Origin of the sequence: Salarchaeum japonicum, assembly GCF_020614395.1 — an archaeon.
GTDB classification, from domain to species: domain Archaea; phylum Halobacteriota; class Halobacteria; order Halobacteriales; family Halobacteriaceae; genus Salarchaeum; species Salarchaeum japonicum.
Genome location: NZ_CP085324.1, coordinates 162,327 through 178,817 on the forward strand (window position 1 = coordinate 162,327; position 16,491 = coordinate 178,817).

General features: G+C 67.8%; 13 protein-coding genes. 7 read left to right on the forward strand and 6 right to left on the reverse strand.

Going from position 1 to position 16,491, the window contains the following annotated elements; all coding sequences use genetic code 11:
* Positions 1 to 94 precede the first annotated feature (94 nt).
* The 4 genes from LI334_RS00865 (at position 95) to LI334_RS00880 (ending at position 4,784) form a co-directional block, all read left to right on the forward strand.
* Positions 95 to 1,372 carry an O-acetylhomoserine aminocarboxypropyltransferase/cysteine synthase family protein gene (locus LI334_RS00865; RefSeq protein WP_227261280.1) on the forward strand — a complete coding sequence of 426 codons (1,278 nt, stop codon included), beginning with the start codon at positions 95 to 97 and terminating at the stop codon, positions 1,370 to 1,372.
* The gene (metX, locus tag LI334_RS00870) at positions 1,369 to 2,526 is read left to right on the forward strand and encodes a homoserine O-acetyltransferase MetX (RefSeq protein WP_227261281.1); all 1,158 of its coding nucleotides are present in this window, start codon (positions 1,369 to 1,371) and stop codon (positions 2,524 to 2,526) included. The genes LI334_RS00865 and metX overlap by 4 nt, the downstream gene beginning before the upstream one ends.
* Before the next feature lie 61 nt (positions 2,527 to 2,587).
* The gene (locus tag LI334_RS00875) at positions 2,588 to 3,892 is read left to right on the forward strand and encodes an O-acetylhomoserine aminocarboxypropyltransferase/cysteine synthase family protein (RefSeq protein WP_227261282.1); all 1,305 of its coding nucleotides are present in this window, start codon (positions 2,588 to 2,590) and stop codon (positions 3,890 to 3,892) included.
* Between the two features lie 55 nt (positions 3,893 to 3,947).
* Complete coding sequence (locus tag LI334_RS00880; RefSeq protein ID WP_227261283.1) at positions 3,948 to 4,784, forward strand: hypothetical protein; 837 nt, start codon at positions 3,948 to 3,950, stop codon at positions 4,782 to 4,784.
* On the opposite strand, the gene serB is transcribed toward LI334_RS00880, so the two are convergent.
* Positions 4,771 to 5,412, reverse strand: coding sequence for a phosphoserine phosphatase SerB (serB, locus tag LI334_RS00885; protein WP_227261284.1), 642 nt, complete (start codon positions 5,410 to 5,412; stop codon positions 4,771 to 4,773). The genes LI334_RS00880 and serB overlap by 14 nt on opposite strands.
* Before the next feature lie 51 nt (positions 5,413 to 5,463).
* On the reverse strand, positions 5,464 to 7,188 hold the full coding sequence (locus tag LI334_RS00890; RefSeq protein WP_227261285.1) for a flippase activity-associated protein Agl23: 1,725 nt from the start codon (positions 7,186 to 7,188) through the stop codon (positions 5,464 to 5,466).
* A gap of 109 nt (positions 7,189 to 7,297) precedes the next feature.
* Between LI334_RS00890 and LI334_RS00895 the strand changes: the two genes are divergently transcribed.
* On the forward strand, positions 7,298 to 10,819 hold the full coding sequence (locus LI334_RS00895) for a DNA polymerase II large subunit (RefSeq protein ID WP_227261286.1): 3,522 nt from the start codon (positions 7,298 to 7,300) through the stop codon (positions 10,817 to 10,819).
* Between the two features lie 161 nt (positions 10,820 to 10,980).
* Here LI334_RS00895 and LI334_RS00900 read toward each other — a convergent pair whose 3' ends face one another.
* Positions 10,981 to 12,147 carry an ABC transporter permease gene (locus LI334_RS00900; RefSeq protein ID WP_227261287.1) on the reverse strand — a complete coding sequence of 389 codons (1,167 nt, stop codon included), beginning with the start codon at positions 12,145 to 12,147 and terminating at the stop codon, positions 10,981 to 10,983.
* Between the two features lie 101 nt (positions 12,148 to 12,248).
* Between LI334_RS00900 and LI334_RS00905 the strand changes: the two genes are divergently transcribed.
* Positions 12,249 to 13,184, forward strand: a complete 936-nt coding sequence (locus tag LI334_RS00905) for an ABC transporter permease (RefSeq protein WP_227261288.1) — start codon at positions 12,249 to 12,251, stop codon at positions 13,182 to 13,184.
* Position 13,185: 1 nt separating this feature from the next.
* On the opposite strand, the gene LI334_RS00910 is transcribed toward LI334_RS00905, so the two are convergent.
* Positions 13,186 to 14,499, reverse strand: a complete 1,314-nt coding sequence (locus tag LI334_RS00910; RefSeq protein ID WP_227261289.1) for a phosphoribosylamine--glycine ligase — start codon at positions 14,497 to 14,499, stop codon at positions 13,186 to 13,188.
* 48 nt (positions 14,500 to 14,547) lie between these two features.
* The gene (locus LI334_RS00915; RefSeq protein WP_227261290.1) at positions 14,548 to 15,678 is read right to left on the reverse strand and encodes an outer membrane protein assembly factor BamB family protein; all 1,131 of its coding nucleotides are present in this window, start codon (positions 15,676 to 15,678) and stop codon (positions 14,548 to 14,550) included.
* Between the two features lie 169 nt (positions 15,679 to 15,847).
* Here LI334_RS00915 and LI334_RS00920 point away from each other — a divergent pair, with 169 nt between their 5' ends.
* Positions 15,848 to 16,141: a DUF7130 family rubredoxin-like protein gene (locus LI334_RS00920; RefSeq protein ID WP_227261291.1), complete on the forward strand. Its 294-nt coding sequence runs from the start codon at positions 15,848 to 15,850 to the stop codon at positions 16,139 to 16,141.
* Here the strand turns inward: LI334_RS00920 and LI334_RS00925 are convergent.
* Positions 16,138 to 16,491, reverse strand: a complete 354-nt coding sequence (locus LI334_RS00925) for a NifU family protein (RefSeq protein WP_227261292.1) — start codon at positions 16,489 to 16,491, stop codon at positions 16,138 to 16,140. The genes LI334_RS00920 and LI334_RS00925 overlap by 4 nt on opposite strands.

The following is a 16,491-nucleotide window of genomic DNA, read 5'->3' on the forward strand; positions in this document are numbered from 1 at the left end:
CGTTCGGTCGGTCGGCGTGCCAGCCGTCGCGCCAACCGGCAAGCGTCGCCGTAACTGTCAGTTATAGAAGTATGTAGGAGTATGCGTGTAGTGTATGAGTGACGAGGGTGAGTCGGGTTTCGACACCCGAACCGTCCACGCCGGCAGCGACCCCGACCCCGCCACGGGGGCGCGCGCCACCCCGATCTATCAGACCACGTCCTACGAGTTCGAGAGCGCCGACGCCGCCGCCGACCTCTACGCGCTCGAAGGCGAGGGCGACATCTACACGCGCATCACCAATCCCACGGTCGCCACGCTCGAAGACCGCCTCGCCAGCCTCGCCGGCGGCAGTGCGGCCGTCGCGAACGCGAGCGGGATGGCGAGTTTCGACGCCCTGAACTTCGCGCTCGCCTCCGCGGGCGACAACGTCGTCTCCGCGAGCGCCATCTACGGCGGTACCCGCGCGTACCTCGCGCACACCGCCCGCCGCCGCGGCGTCGAAGCCCGGTTCGTGGACACGCTCGACTACGACGCCTACCGGGACGCCATCGACGAGGACACCGCGTACCTCCACGCCGAAACCATCGGGAACCCCGCGCTCGTCACCGCCGACCTCGAACGCCTCGCCGACATCGCCCACGACAACGACGTGCCCTTCGTCGTGGACAACACGTTCGCCACGCCCGCGCTCTGCCGCCCCCTCGAACACGGCGCGGACATCGTCTGGCACTCCACCACGAAGTGGCTGCACGGCGGCGGCACCACGCTCGGCGGCGTCGTCGTGGAGGACGGGAGCTTCGACTGGGACGCCCACCCCGAGAAGTACCCGGAAATCGCGGGCGAGAACCCGGCGTTCCACGGGATTCGATTCACCGAGCGGTTCCCGGACGCGCCGTTCGCCGCCGTCGCCCGCCACCGCGCCACCCGAAGCATCGGCCACGCCCAGAAGCCCTTCGACGCCTGGCAGACCCTCCAGGGACTCGAAACGCTCGGCCTCCGGATGGACCGCCACAGCGAGAACGCGCACATCCTCGCCGAATACCTCGAAGACCACCCCGCGGCGGACTGGGTGTCCTACCCCGGTCTCGCCTCGCACGAGACCCACGAGAACGCCACGAAGTACCTCGACGGCGGCTACGGCGGCATGGTGACGTTCGGCCTCGGGAGCTTCGACGCCGCGAAGGAGTTCTGCGAGAGCGTCGACTTGGCGTCGTTCCTCGCGAACGTCGGGGACGCGAAGACCCTCGTCATCCACCCCGCGAGCACCACGCACGCCCAGTTGAGCGAGGACGAACAGCGCAGTTCGGGCGTCCTCCCCGACATGGTTCGCGTCTCCGTCGGAATCGAAGACCCCGCCGACATCCTCGCGGACTTCGACGACGCGCTATGACCGTCAGCCTCGGGAGTTTCACGTTCCAGTGCGGCGAGACCGTCCCCGAGTTCGAGGTAGCGTACGAGACGTACGGCGAGTTCGAGGGCGACAACGCCGTCCTCGTCTGTCACGCGCTCACCGGCAGCCAGCACGTCGCGTCCGGCGCGCGCGAGGCCGAGGGAACCGCGGGCCAGGCGCGGGCGTGGTGGGACGACGTGGTCGGCCCCGGGAAGGCCATCGACACGAACGAGTACTTCGTCGTCTGCGCGAACGTCCCCGGGTCGTGCTACGGCACCACCGGGCCCGCGAGCGAGAACCCCGAGGGCGAACCCTGGGGGACGGACTTCCCGGCTGTCACCGTCGGTGACTGGACGCGCGCCCAGCGCCAACTGCTGGACGAACTCGGCGTCGGCCGCCTCCACGCGGTCGTCGGCGGGAGCGTCGGCGGGATGAACGCGCTCGACTGGGCGAAACGCTACCCCGACGACGTCCACCGGGTCGCCGCCGTCGCAACCGCCGCCCGCCTCGACGCGCAGTGCCTCGGATTGGACGCGGTCGCGCGCCGCGCCATCACCACCGACCCCGACTGGCAGGGCGGCGACTACTACGGCGACGAGGGGCCGACCGACGGCCTCGCGCTCGCCCGCCAGCTCGGCCACCTGATGTACCTCTCGAAGGACTCGATGGAGCGGAAGTTCGGGCGGCGGAGCGCGGGCCGCGAGGGCGGCCGCGACCGCTTCCCCAGCGACCCCGCGGGCGGGTTCTTCCCCTACCGCGAGGTCGAGTCCTACCTCGACTACAACGCGAGCAAGTTCACGGAGCGCTTCGACGCGAACAGCTACCTCTACCTCACGCGCGCGATGGACGACTACGACCTCGCGAACGGCTACGAGAGCGACGCGGACGCGCTCGCCGCGTTCACCGGCGAAGCCCTCGTCATGTCCTTCACGGGCGACTGGCACTTCACCGTCGAGCAGTCCCACGACCTCGAAGCCGCGTTCGAGGACGCGGACGTCCCCGTCACGCACCGCGTCGTGGACTCCGACCACGGCCACGACGCCTTCCTCGTCGAACCCGAGAACGTCGGCCCGCCCCTCCGCTCCTTCCTCGACAGCGGCGTCTCCACGGACGGCGGGCACGCGCCCGTCCACAACAGCCTCTTTCCCGGCTAGACGCCGGTAGGTTCTGCAGGTGTACCCCTGCTTTACGTCTCGCCGGGAGAAATCACGGGGTATGTCCGACGAGAGCGACGACGCGCCCGGATTCGACACGCAGAGCGTGCACGCCGGCAGCCAGCCCGACCCCGCGACGGGGGCGCGCGCCACGCCAATCTACCAGACCACGTCCTACGAGTTCGCGGACGCGGAGGACGCGGCCGCGCAGTTCGCGCTGGAGAAACCCGGCCACATCTACTCCCGGCTGATGAACCCGACCGTGGACGTGCTCCAGGACCGCCTCGCGGCGCTCGAAGACGGCGTCGGCGCGGTCGCCACATCGTCCGGGATGGCCGCGCTGAACGTCGCGACGTTCCTGCTCGCGGAGGCCGGGGACAACATCGTCGCGGCGAACGCGCTCTACGGCGGCACCCACACCTACCTCTCGCACACCGTCGAACGCCGCGGCGTCACCACGCGCTTCGTGGACACGCTCGACGTGGACGCGTACGAGGAGGCTATCGACGAGGACACCGCGTACGTGCTCGTGGAGACCATCGGGAACCCCGCGCTCGTGACGCCCGACCTCGAAGCCATCGCGGACGTGGCGCACGAGCACGACACGCCGCTCCTCGTGGACAACACGTTCGCCACGCCCGCGCTCTGTAACCCCATCGAGCACGGCGCGGACATCGTCTGGCACTCCACCACGAAGTGGCTGCACGGCGGCGGCACGACCGTCGGCGGCGCGCTCGTCGATGCGGGGAACTTCGACTGGCAGGCGAACGCCGACTCGTACCCCGAAATCGGCGCGGACAACCCCGCCTACCACGGCGTGAACTTCGCGGAGCGCTTCGGTGACGCCGCGTTCACGTACGCCGCCATCGCCAGGGGCCTCCGCGACCTCGGGAACCAGCAATCCCCGTTCGACGCGTGGACGACCCTCCAGGGCATGGAATCACTCCCGCTCCGCATGAACCGGCACTCCGAGAACGCGCAGGTCGTCGCCGAGTACCTCCAAGACCACGACGCCGTCTCCTGGGTGAACTACCCCGGCCTCGACAGCCACGAGACGCACGACGCCGCGAGCGAGTACCTCGACGGCGGGTACGGCGGCATGCTCACGTTCGGTCTCGACGCGGGCTACGACGCCGCCCGCGCGACCGTCGAGAACACCGAGCTCGCCAGCCTCCTCGCGAACGTCGGGGACGCGAAGACGCTCGTCATTCACCCCGCGAGCACCACCCACCAGCAGCTCAGCGACAAGGAACAGGCGGACGCGGGCGTCCTCCCCGAGATGGTGCGGCTCTCCGTCGGCATCGAAGACCCCGCGGACATCATCGACGACCTCGACGCCGCTATCGCCGCCGCCACCGACGACTGAAACGCCTCTTTCACCCTGCTGAAGACACTTACCGGGGCCGCGCGAGCCCTCGGGTATGCACCGACGCCGCGTCCTCACGACCGCCGGCGCGCTCGCCGCCACCGCCGCCGCGGGCTGTCTCACGGCCGACTCGAACACGAGTCCCGCGGAGACGACCGACACCACGACCGACACGACCACGGACACGCCCGCGGTTCCGCTGTCCGTGTCGCTCGACCGCTACCAGCCCGGCGTCGTCGCGATGACCAGCCCGGACTCCATCGGGATTCGCTGGGGCGACCGGGCCGCGCTCTTTCTCCACGTCGCGCCCGACGGCGACGACGCGCCCCCGCGCACCGACTTCCGGCTCCGGTTCGACGGGTCGTCGTACGCGCCCGTCGACCCCGACGACGTTCGGCTCTGGCGCGAATACGGCGACCGCGCGAGCGCGTACGGCGTCGAGGGACGGGACGGCTGGATGCTCTTCGACCTCCCCCGGTCGGGCGATGCGGGGGACGCGCGGCTCTCGTGGCCGGGCGGCGAGTGGGGTCTCCCCGAGGGGCTCCGCGAGCGCCTCGCCGCCGGCTTCGACTTCACAGTCGAGTACGACTTCCCCGAGACCGTCGAACACCACGACCGACCCACAATCGCGTTGACGGTGACGAACGACGCGGACGTGCCCGCGCGCTACCTCGGCGCGCTCAACCGGAGCGGCCCCCGGGTCGCGCACGCGCCCGTCGAGACGATTTCGTTCGTGCTCGCCCCCGGAGAGACGCGGACGTGGACGTACGAGGACGACTACTTCGGGTCGGGGCTGGCGGACGAGCGCGAAGTCGGGGACGGCCAGCCCGACATGACGTACTACTTCGAGTCCGCGGGCGAGAACAGGGAGTTCCGCGTCAGGATTGTATGAGGCCGTCCTCCGCGAAGACCTCGTGGAGGACGTCCATGCGCGCGACGACGAGGTCGCACTCGGGCCGAACGTTCGGCTTCGGGAGGAACCCGACGGCGCGGCCGGCGCGTTCGAGCATCGGGAGGTCGTTCGCGCCGTCCCCCACCGCTATCGTGTCCGCGCGGTCGATACCGAACTCGGTCATCGCGGCGTCGAGCGCGTCGTCCTTCGTTCCCTCGATGAGCGGCCCCTCGACCTCGCCGGTGAGGTGGCCGTCCTCGACGGGGAGCGAGTTCGCCGTGATTGCGTCCACCTCGACGTTCTCCTTCTCCAACGCGGCCTGTACGCCCTCCTCGAACCCGCCGGTGAGGATGACGACCGTGTGCCCGGCGTCCCGGAGCGATTCGATGAGGTCGGCCGCGCCCGGCCGGAGATACACCTGCTCGTAGGCCGCCTCGGCCTCCGCCTCCGGGAGGCCGTCGAGCAGGGCGGCGCGCTCGCGCAGGCTCTCCGCGTACGCGAGTTCGCCCCGCATCGCCCGCTCCGTGATGTCCTCCACGTCCGCCGCGACCCCGTACTGCTCCGCTAACAGTACGAGCATCTCGTCGTCGGACAGCGTCCCGTCGAAATCGAACGCGATGAGCGCCATACCCCCGGTTGGTCGTCGGTGGGTTCAAAGGATGCGGTTCGCGCAACCGCGTTACGCGCCGTCGGCTCGCGTGAACACCACGACGATTCGGTCCCCGATATCGTCGAGCGCGTGCGTTCTGCTCGTGTACGCGTCCCCGAGTTTCTGAGCGACCGTGGGTTTCAGCGCCGGTGTCGTGATGACAACGGGCGGCGTGTTGTTTCCAACGGCTCCGGGGCGTTCGACGCTCGTCACGTCCGCGCCGAGTGCCTCGGTGTACCACGGGAGCGGCATTCGCGCGTGCCACGCGCCCGTCGCGGGCGGGTAGTCGACTCTGGTCTCGTTCATCGCGAGCCGTTCGCCGACGTAGAGGACATCTGTCTCCCCGCCGCCCGTCGACGCCGCTCGGTCGATGTCGTCGACGACGGCGCGGAGGTCGTCGGGTGCCTGTGCGTAGTAGACGATTTGGTGGCCGGGGTCGCCCAGTGGGCTCTCGTGGGGCTGCTGGTAGCTCGTCTGCGCGAGTGTCGCACCCGCCGAGGCGACGAAGAAGACGAGGAGGCCGGCGGCGACCGCGGCGCGCACGACGTGCATCGGCGCGCGCTCGCGGAGCGCGGCGGGTTCGCGGGCGGGAAGCCGGCTGCGTCCCCAGCGGTAGACGGCGACGCCACCGACCGCCGCCGGAACGCAGAGCGGGACGATGGCGTGGACCGTTGACCACGGGACGGGGAGGTTGTTCGCGAGCGGGTAGCCGACGATGGCGGCGACGCCACAGTAGAAGTTGAACGCGACGAGCGCGCGCGGCGAGTCCCCGGTGTACCGGTCGTAGAGGAAGCCGAGAGCCGCGAGAACGGTGACGCCGAGCGCGCCGGCGACGATGGTTTCGGCGGTGTCCGTGAAGTACGGGAGGTAGGCGTGATTCTGAATGCTTCCTTCGGCCCAGTACTCGATGGCGGCCTGGAAGGAGCCGAGCGTGGCTTCGCCGACGACGGCGGGGAGGCTTGCGATGTCGCCGGTGAGGCCTTTCCAGAGGCCGATTGGGTGGCCGGGGCCGGCGCGCGGCGCGTAGAAGTAGACGACGACAGCGAGAAAGAGCACGCCCGAGAGCACGCCGTGTGTCCACCACGCGCGGACGCCCGCGACGGCGCGGTTCGCGAGCGACTGGAGCGTGGTGAGCGCGTCGCCGTCAGTGTCGCGGGCGCGAACGAGGACGCGGTCGAACACGAGCACGCTCGCGCCGAGCCACGTCACCAGCCAGAGGAGCACGCTCTCCTTCGTCGCAAACGCGAGGCCGAGTGTCACTCCGCTCGCGTACAGGTAGCGGGGAGTACGGGTGTCGTACGCGCGGACGAGCAGGCCGAGCGTCACGAGCATGAACGCGGCGAGCGGGAGGTCCTTGCGCATGAACCGTGAGTAGTAGAACAGGACGGGGTTGAACGCGAGCGCGACGCCGAGTGCGACGACCTCGGCCCGGCGGAGGTGTTCGCGGAAGAGCCAGGCGGCGAGCGGGAGGAGCGCGCCGATGCCTGCGACGACGACGCGCGCGGTGAAGTCGTTCGCGCCGACTACGGGGAAGACGACCGAGTTCACGCGAGCGAAGAACGGGCCGTGGAGGATGGGCCGGTACTCCCAGACGCCGTTCTCCATGAACCGGAGCACCCAGTAGCCGAACCAGGCTTCGTCGTAGTAGAAGACGCGGTCGCCTAACTCGACGAGGCGAGCGAGGAGACCGCCGACGGAGAGCGAGACGAGGATCGCGAGGACGCGTCGCTTCGTGAGCTGCTGGTGGAGGGCCATCATCCGCTGCTGCCCCCTCCGACGGCATATCTTTTGTGCTGACACTTTATGCGAGTTCCCGAACGAACACAACCCCTAATAGTCCGTCCGGTGTATCCGGTAGGCGTACATGCGCTCCGAGGACGAGGCCTACTTCGAGCGACTCGAATCCCGGTTGGACGAGGCGTTCGACCTCGCGGAGCGCGCGAAGCAGAAGGGCGGCGACCCCGAGCCCGAGGTGGAGATTCCGGTCGCGAAGGACATGGCCGACCGCGTGGAGAACATCCTCGGCATCGACGGCGTCGCCGAGCGCGTCCGCGAACTCGAAGGCGAGATGAGCCGGGAGGAGGCCGCGCTCGAACTCACCGAGGACTTCGTCGAGGGGACGGTCGGGGACTACGAGACGGACGCGGGGAAGGTCGAGGGCGCGGTTCGCACCGCGGTCGCCCTGCTCACCGAGGGCGTGGTCGCCGCGCCCATCGAGGGCATCGACCGCGTCGAGGTGTTGGAGAACGACGACGGGACGGAGTTCGTGAACGTCTACTACGCCGGCCCAATCCGCTCCGCGGGCGGGACGGCGCAGGCGTTGAGCGTGCTGGTCGCGGACTACGCCCGCGCGCTCCTCGGGATGAGCGAGTACAAGGGCCGGGACGACGAGATAGAGCGGTACGCGGAGGAAATCGCGCTCTACGACTCCGAGACCGGCCTCCAGTACACGCCGAAGGACAAGGAGACGAAGTTCATCGCCGAGCACATGCCCATCATGCTCGACGGGGAGGCGACGGGCCAGGAGGAGGTCTCGGGCTTCCGCGACCTCGAACGCGTGGACACGAACAACCCCCGGGGCGGGATGTGTCTCGTGCTCGCGGAGGGAATCGCGCTGAAGGCCCCGAAGATTCAGCGGTACACGCGCGGACTGGACGAGGTGGACTGGCCGTGGCTCCAAGACCTCATCGACGGCACCTACTACGACGACAGCGCGAGCGACGAGGCCGACCAGGCGGACGAGAGCGAGGACGCCGAGGGCGACGACGCGGACGCCGACGGCGCGGACGAGGGCGAGGGCGAGTCGGACGACCCCGCGGGGCCGCCCCGGGTCGAACCCGCGAAGAAGTTCCTCCGCGACCTCATCGCCGGCCGCCCCGTCTTCGGCCACCCCTCCCGCGAGGGCGGGTTCCGACTCCGGTACGGGCGCTCGCGCAACCACGGGTTCGCGACCGCGGGCGTCCACCCCGCGACGATGCACCTCGTGGACGACTTCCTCGCGACCGGCACCCAGATAAAGACCGAACGCCCCGGGAAAGCCGCCGGCGTCGTCCCCGTTGACAGCATCGACGGCCCCACCGTCAAACTCGCGAACGGCGACGTCCGCCGCATCGACGACCCCCGCGAAGCCCTCGAAGTCCGGAACGGCGTCGAGAAAATCCTCGACCTCGGCGAGTACCTCGTGAACTACGGCGAGTTCGTCGAGAACAACCACCCGCTCGCCCCCGCGTCCTACGTCACGGAGTGGTGGACGCAAGACCTCGCCGCCGCCGGCGCGGACCTCCAGGCGCTCGAAGACTCGCCCTACGTCGACCTCGAACACCCCAGCCCCGAACAAGCCCTCGACTGGGCGGACGAGTACGACGCCCCCCTCCACCCCGAGTACACCTACCTCTGGCACGACATCACTGTCCCTGAGTTCGAAGCGCTCACGGACGCCGTCGCCCGGGGCGAAATCGACGGCGACGAACTCGCCTTCCCCTACGACGACGACGTGCGGGAGACCGTCGAGGCCCTCATCCTCCCCCACCACCAGGGCGAGTACATCCGCACCACCGACTGGGAGCCGTTCGTCCGGTCGCTCGGCCTCACCACCGACCTCGAAAAGCAGTGGGACGACCTCAGCCCCGACGCGAGGGAGTGGGAGAACGCGATGAAGGCCGTCGAGGAAGTCGCGCCCTTCTCCGTCCAGGAACGCGCCCCCACCCGCATCGGGAACCGCATGGGCCGCCCCGAGAAATCCGAATCCCGCGACCTCAGTCCCGCCGTCCACACCCTCTTCCCCATCGGCGAAGCCGGCGGCAGCCAGCGCGACGTGGCGAAAGCCGCGAAACACGCCCCCGACATGCAGAGCACGCCCGGCCAGATCGACGTCCAGCTCGGCGTCCGCGAATGCCCCGACTGCGCCAGCCACACCTACGAAGCCCGGTGTCCCGACTGCGAGGTCTGGACCGACCCCTACTACGAGTGCCCCGACTGCGGCGTCGAAGCCCACCCCGACGAATCCGGCCGCGTCGAATGCCCGCGCTGCGACCGCGAACTCGACAACGTCACAACCCAGACTATCGACCTCCGCCAGGAGTACGCCGACGCCCTCCAATCCGTCGGCGAACGCGAGAACGCCTACGACATCCTCAAAGGCGTCAAAGGACTCACCTCCTCGGAGAAAGTCCCCGAACCCATCGAGAAAGGCGTCCTCCGCGCCAAACACGGCGTCACCACGTTCAAGGACGGCACCGTCCGATACGACATGACCGACCTCCCCGTCACCTCAGTCCGCCCCAGCGAACTCGACGTCACCACAGAGCAGTTCCACGAACTCGGCTACACCCACGACATCAACGGCGACCCCCTCAAGCACGACGACCAACTCCTCGAACTCAACGTCCAAGACATCGTCCTCAGCGACGGCGCGGCCGAACACATGCTCAAAACCGCGGACTTCGTCGACGACCTCCTCACCCAATACTACGACGTCGAACCCTTCTACGAACTCGACGACCGCGACGACCTCGTCGGCGAACTCGTCTTCGGCATGGCCCCCCACACCAGCGCCGCAACCGTCGGACGCGTCGTCGGCTTCACCTCCGCCGCCGTCGGCTACGCCCACCCGTACTTCCACGCCGCGAAGCGCCGCAATTGCGACGGTGACGAGGATTGCGTGATGTTGTTGATGGATGGGCTTCTCAATTTCTCGAAGTCGTTCCTGCCGGACAAGCGGGGCGGGCAGATGGACGCGCCGTTGGTGATGTCGAGTCGTATCGACCCGTCGGAAATCGACGACGAGGCGCACAACATGGACGTGGTGCGGCAGTATCCGCGGGAGTTCTACGAGGCGAGTCGGGAGATGGCTGACCCGGAGTCCGTGGACGTGGAGATCGCGGAGGAGAACCTCGGAACCGACTTGGAGTACACGGGGTTCGACCACACGCACGACACCTCGAATATCGCGCTCGGTCCCGACCTCTCGGCGTACAAGACGCTCGGGAGTATGATGGAGAAGATGGACGCGCAGCTCGAACTCGCGCGGAAGCTCCGCGCGGTGGACGAGACGGACGTGGCGGAGCGCGTCATCGAGTACCACTTCCTCCCCGACCTCATCGGGAACCTCCGGGCGTTCAGCCGGCAGGAGACGCGGTGTTTGGATTGCGGGAAGAAGTACAGGCGGGTTCCGCTCACGGGTGATTGCCGGGAGTGCGGCGGGACGGTGAACCTCACCGTTCACCGCGGCTCCGTCAACAAGTACATGGACACCGCGATTCAGGTCGCGGAGGAGTACGACTGCCGCGAGTACACCAAACAGCGCCTCGAAGTCCTCGAACAGTCCCTCGAAAGCATCTTCGAGAACGACAAGAACAAGCAGTCGGGCATCGCGGACTTCATGTAATCGACCGCGGGCCGGATGCTCGCGGGCTGTTTTCGTCCAGGTTTTGCGAGGAGCGGTGCGCGAAGCGCACTCGACGACGGAAAACGTGGGTCGAGGGCGACGAGAACAGGCAGTCGGGCATCGCGGACTTCGTGTAATCGACCGCGGGCCAGTGGTCGGCTCTAGGTTGAGCGGGGGCCGAGGAGGTCTTGAATCGCGTCGCTGAGGAGGCTGACGGCGAGGATGGTGGCGAGGAGGGCGGCGACGGGTATCGCGACGGTCCACCAGTACCGCTGGACGGACGAGATGTTACTGCCTATCATGTCGCCCCAGGAGATGACGGTCGTCGGGCGGAGCAGGAGGGGGGACGGCGGCGTGCCGAACCGGAGGAATGAGAGCGTCGCTTCGATGGTGATGAAGAGCGGTATCTGGGAGACGGCGGCGACGGTCGCGCTCCGGGAGACGTTCGGGAGGAGGTGCCAGCGCACGACCTGCACGGCGCTCGCGCCGCTCGCGTTCGCCGCGCGCACGTAGTCCGTCGCGACTTCGTCGAGCGCGCGACTGCGGACGACGGTGGCGACGCTCCCCCAGTTGACGAGGCCGAAGGAGACGACGAGCATGAAGAGTGTGCCGTCGCCGGAGAGCCACCGCCAGACGAAGAACACGAGGAGCGCCGGCACCGCCTTCAGGCTCTCCGCCGACCCGGCGAGCACGCGGTCGGTGCGTCCGCCGGCGTACGCGCTGACGGTGCCGACGAGGGTGGCGAGCGGGACGATGAGCGCGACGGCGACGAGCGCGAGCTGGACGACGTTCCGCGCGCCGAACACGAGCAACTGCACCATGTCCTGTCCGAGCGCGTTCGTCCCGAGCGGGGCCGACCAGGTGCCGTAACACCGGTCTCCCACGGGGTTGTAGCACTGTACGACGTCGTACTGGGGGACGCTCGTGTACACCGGCGGCTGGTTCCGGTAGGGGATGTTGACGGCGGGCGGGTCGAGAAAGACGGGGCCGAGCGTGCCCGCGAGGAAGACGGCGAGCGCGACGAACGTCCCGGCGGCGGCCGCGGGGTGGCGGGCGAAGTACGCGAGCGCGTTCCGGGCGTCCCCGCGGTCGGCGTTCGCGACGACGCTCGCGCTCGCGACGACGAACAGCCAGAGGCTCGCCACCCACAGCCACTCCAGTCGGCCGATTTCGTACCCGAGCAGGCTCCGGCCCGGCGTGACGGCCGTGTACGCGAACGCCGCGAGAACCGCGAGCAGTCCCGCGAGCGCGGCGACGGCGGGCGGCGAGTAGCCGCGACTGGTGTCCGCCGTCCAGTCGATGCGTCGGTCGCCGGGCGTCCCGGTCATTCGCGTTCACACCGCCACGAGACACCCACGTAACGCCGCGCCAGCCGGACAGAACATCCGGTACACGTGGATTTATCAGTGCTGTTTCGTCCATCGTGGGTATGGCCTCCCTCGGCGGCGACGCCCGCTACGTCCTCGGCCGACTCGCGTGGGCCGTCGCCGTCGTCTGGGTCGTGCTCACCGCGACCTACCTCGTGCTCGCCGTCCTCCCCGACACCCGCCGCGTCTTCTTCGCGGAAGTCGAGATGGGGCTCGGAGCCGTTCTCGACGCCGACGGCGGCCCCCTCGACCAGTACCTCGCGTGGATGCGCGCCTTCCTCACGCTCGACTGGGGGCGCTCGCTCTACTACGACACGTCGGTCGTCTCGCTCTACGCCGGCCGGCTCCCCGTCACGCTCGCCTACCTCGTCCCCGGCGTCCTCGCCTCGCTCGCCGTCGGCCTCGGTCTCGGCACGTACGCCGCCGTCGAACCCGGAAGCCGCCTCGACCGCGCGCTCTCCGTCGTCTCCTACGTCGGTCTCGCGGTGCCCGCGTTCCTCCTCGCGGAACTCGCGTTCGCCTACCACCCCACCGTCCTCGGCTGGGTTCGCGTCTACGACCCCGAACTCGGCCTCCTCCACGCCCAGAACCTCACCCGTCTCGCGCTCCCCGCCGGCATCGTCGCGCTCTCCCTCACCGCCGTCCAGATACGCCACGTCAAAGGCGTCACCGCCGACCGCCTCGACGACCCCTTCGTCAAGACCGCGCGCTCGAAGGGCGCGGGCCGCCTCCGCGTCGCCCGCCACGTCTTCCGGAACACCTGGCCGACCCTCGTCTCCACCGTCCTCGGCGAAGCGCTCGGACTGCTCGTCCTCACCACCATCGTCGTCGAGGGCGTCCTCGACGTTCCCGGGGCCGCCGTCGCCGTGTTCAACGGGTTCGGCGCGGGCGACCCGATGCTGAGCTTCACCGCCGTGTTCGGCATGGTCGCGCTCGGCGTGCTCGGCTCCCTCCTCCGCGACTTCGTCCGCCTCACGGTCGACCCCCGCGTGACCTGACCTACGCCGGCCCGAGGTAGCCCCAGGCGTGCAGGCGGTCGCCGTCACCGTCTATCCAGCGCTCCCCGATGTCGTCCCGGTAGTAGCGGTTCGGGATGGTGATGTCCTCGATGCGGCCGTACGCCTGCTCGCGCGCCGCCTGCATCGTCTCACCCGTCCCCGTCACGACGAGCGGCATCCCGGACTCGCCCGCGACCCGCCACTGGCCGTCCACGAGCTTCGCGTCCTCGATGTGCACGCCCTCTCGGTCGTTCGATTCGAAGACGACCGCGGCGTTCCGCGAGTTCTCGTCGTACGTCTTCTCGTCGTCGAACGGGAACGGCGGGAGGACGACGCGAACCCCGACCTGGTAGCCGCGGTGCACCCGGAGGTCGGGGTCGCGGCCGTGCGCGAGGTCGAAGAAGAACGCGCCCGTCCCGGACTCGAACGCCTCCTCCTGGAGCGTGATTGTCGGATACCCGAACCGGGGCGTGAACTCCAGTGGGTAGACGCCGGTGTCGTTCACGATGCAGTTCAGGTCGATGCTCCCGACGTACCCCTCGTCCGCGAGCCAGCCCTCCAGACGGCCGAGCGTCTCCGCGAACAACCGATTCCGGCCCGCCCAGAACATCGACGTCCCCATCTCGCCCGTCGACGGCCCGATGTTCCCCGGGAAGAGCTTCTTGTGCTCGAAGTTGAAGTTGATGGGTTCGACGAACGACTCGCCGTTGAAAAAGCCGCAGACGGCGACCTCGACGCCCTCGACCTTCCGCTGGAGCTGGAACCCCTTCATCCGGTGACCCCACGCCTTCTCGTACGCCCGCAACACGTCTATCACGTCGCCCCCGTCGTCGTCCGACCCGACGTACAGCAGGCGCTTCACGTTCTGCACCTCCCCCAGCGGCTTGATGACGTACGGCGCGGGGTTCGCCTTCACGTACTCGACCGCCGCCCCGAAGTCCGTGAACTCGCGGTGGTCGAGCGTGTTCACGCCGTTCTCCTCCAACACCTCCATCGCGTACCCGCGGTCTTCCTCCAACCGGTCCGTGTTCGGCGTCCCGCCGACTACCGCCGTCCCCTGCGCTCGCAACTCCTCCGCGAGTTCGCCGGTGCCGATGTCCGACCCGACCCAAATATCGTCGAAAATCACCACGTCCGCCCACTCGACCTCCGCGCGCCAGTCGTCCGTCTTCTCCACGAACCCGTCCGCTATCTCCCGGTCGCTCTCCGCCTCGATGTAGTACTTCACGTCGTGACCCTCCCGCGACACCTGCCACGCCACGTCCCCGATGAGCGCCGCGTCCAACGAACAGAACAGGAAGTTCTTCGCGTCCATACACATCCGAGAACCCCCCACTCCCTAAACTGTGCGGGCATTCGCGCACTATTTCACTGTGAACAGGTCTCCGTCAGTAGTCAGCACGCCCACGGAGCCCTCCAGTCCCCTGATTCCCGCTATCTGTGACTCGAACGGAATCTCGTAGACAACGTCGCCGTCCAGCGTCATTACGACGACGCTCTCTCTGTCCCCGCCCCTGCCCCCTGTGTATATCTGATTGTCGAATTTGAGGGCCTGCCAGCCAGATAGGTCTGCAGAGCGTGATTTCTCCTGTTCGATGCGGCCGCTTTCTCGGTCTATTTTGTAGAGGTAGCCACGCGATTCATCGGGATTCCCACCGACGACGTAACAGCTGTTCCGCGTTACAATCGGCGTAATCGCCCACTCCGTGGGAAGTGCGCGCTCCCATACGGTCCGCAACTCACTGTCGAATCGGAAGACAATGCCGTCCCCGACGACGTAGATTTCGCCATCGACGATATGCGGGGCTGAGCCGTTCGTAAACGGGTCGTCTCCTCCGGTAGATCCAAGTGTTCGCTGGCGTTCGATATCGCCCGACTCCGGATTCAGCATCGCAATCACTCCCTTTGAGTGGATTGCGATTACGGAGTTCTCAAGGACGTCCAAGCCAGCAACCCGCTGACTCTCTACGAGTGATGTTTTCCAGAGGACCTCGCCCGTCTGTCGGTGGAGTGCGCAGACGCCGCCGGTGGACAGCCCGAAATAGACCGTATCGTCGGTGACGCGCGGCGGGCGTAGCGAGGACTGTGCTTTGAATCGGTCGGGGAGATCGATCGTCCACAGCTTCTCGCCGGTGAGCGTGTAGGCGACGGGTGCACGTCCGCCGATGAACACCTGCTGGTCGTCGACGACCGGTCGCGTGGATTGCAGGGGGAGCTCGTGATCCCAGGTCGGGTACTCGACAATGTACGGTATCTCATCCGTCAGCGTCCCCGAAGAGAGGTCGACGCCGAGGAGCGTGCCCGCGTTCACTTCGTTAAGCCGGGAGCTACGGACTCGAATTGTGAAGTAGGCCGTCTCGTTCGTAATCGTCGGGCCAGCGATCACCGGCTCGTCTGCCGAATAGACGAGCGTTTTCGTATAGTCCGGGGAGAGACAACCGGCGAGCAGGAGTCCACTCGCACCCACGCCCGAGAGGAACTGCCTTCGATTCATGGGTGTAAATATAATATTTACTTGGAGATAAGTGTCTTTTCCCTAATCAGAAAGCACGCTCGTGTACGTACAGGTGTTGAAACCGCACCCCACTATTCTATATCGCGATATATGATTTATCGGGCGGTTGGCGGGTGCTTTTATCCCGGAGGGCGTCGATTCGCCGCCTATGGCAGACGACTCCCCAGAAGTCGCGCTCGGCGCAACGATTTACGACGACGACGGCCGGAAACTCGGCACCGTTCGCGGGTTCGACGAGGACGGGTTCTACGTTACCACCCGCGACGGCGTCGAATCGCTCTCCATCGAACACGAGCGCGCCGGCCACGAGTTCGGGGAGGCCGAACTCACCTGGCGCTGCTCGGACTGCGGCGAGATGGGCGACCTACACGACGGACTCCCCGAGGAGTGTCCGTCCTGTGGTGCCGAAAAAGAACAGCTCTTCTACTGGACTGAGGACTAGAACGGGGCCTGCGGGCCTTCGTCGTCCTCGCCGTCCTCGGATGTTTCACCAGGGAACGAGGGACTCATCCCGCCGGTGTCGTGACCGCCGCCCATGCCGGTGTCGGCGTGGACTTCGTTGATTTCGGGAATCTCCTTCGTCATCCGGGACTTGATCGCCTGAATCGTCATCGGGCTGATGCCACAGCCGGAACACGCGCCGCCGAGCGCGATGCTGACCGTGCCGTTCTCTCGGTCGATGTTCTGGATGGCGTGGTTCCCGCCGTGCATCTGAATCTGAGGGAAGTTCCGGCGGAGGAAGTTGTTGATGCGCTCCTCCAGGTCGTCGCCGGACTGGCTCTCGGTGCTCAT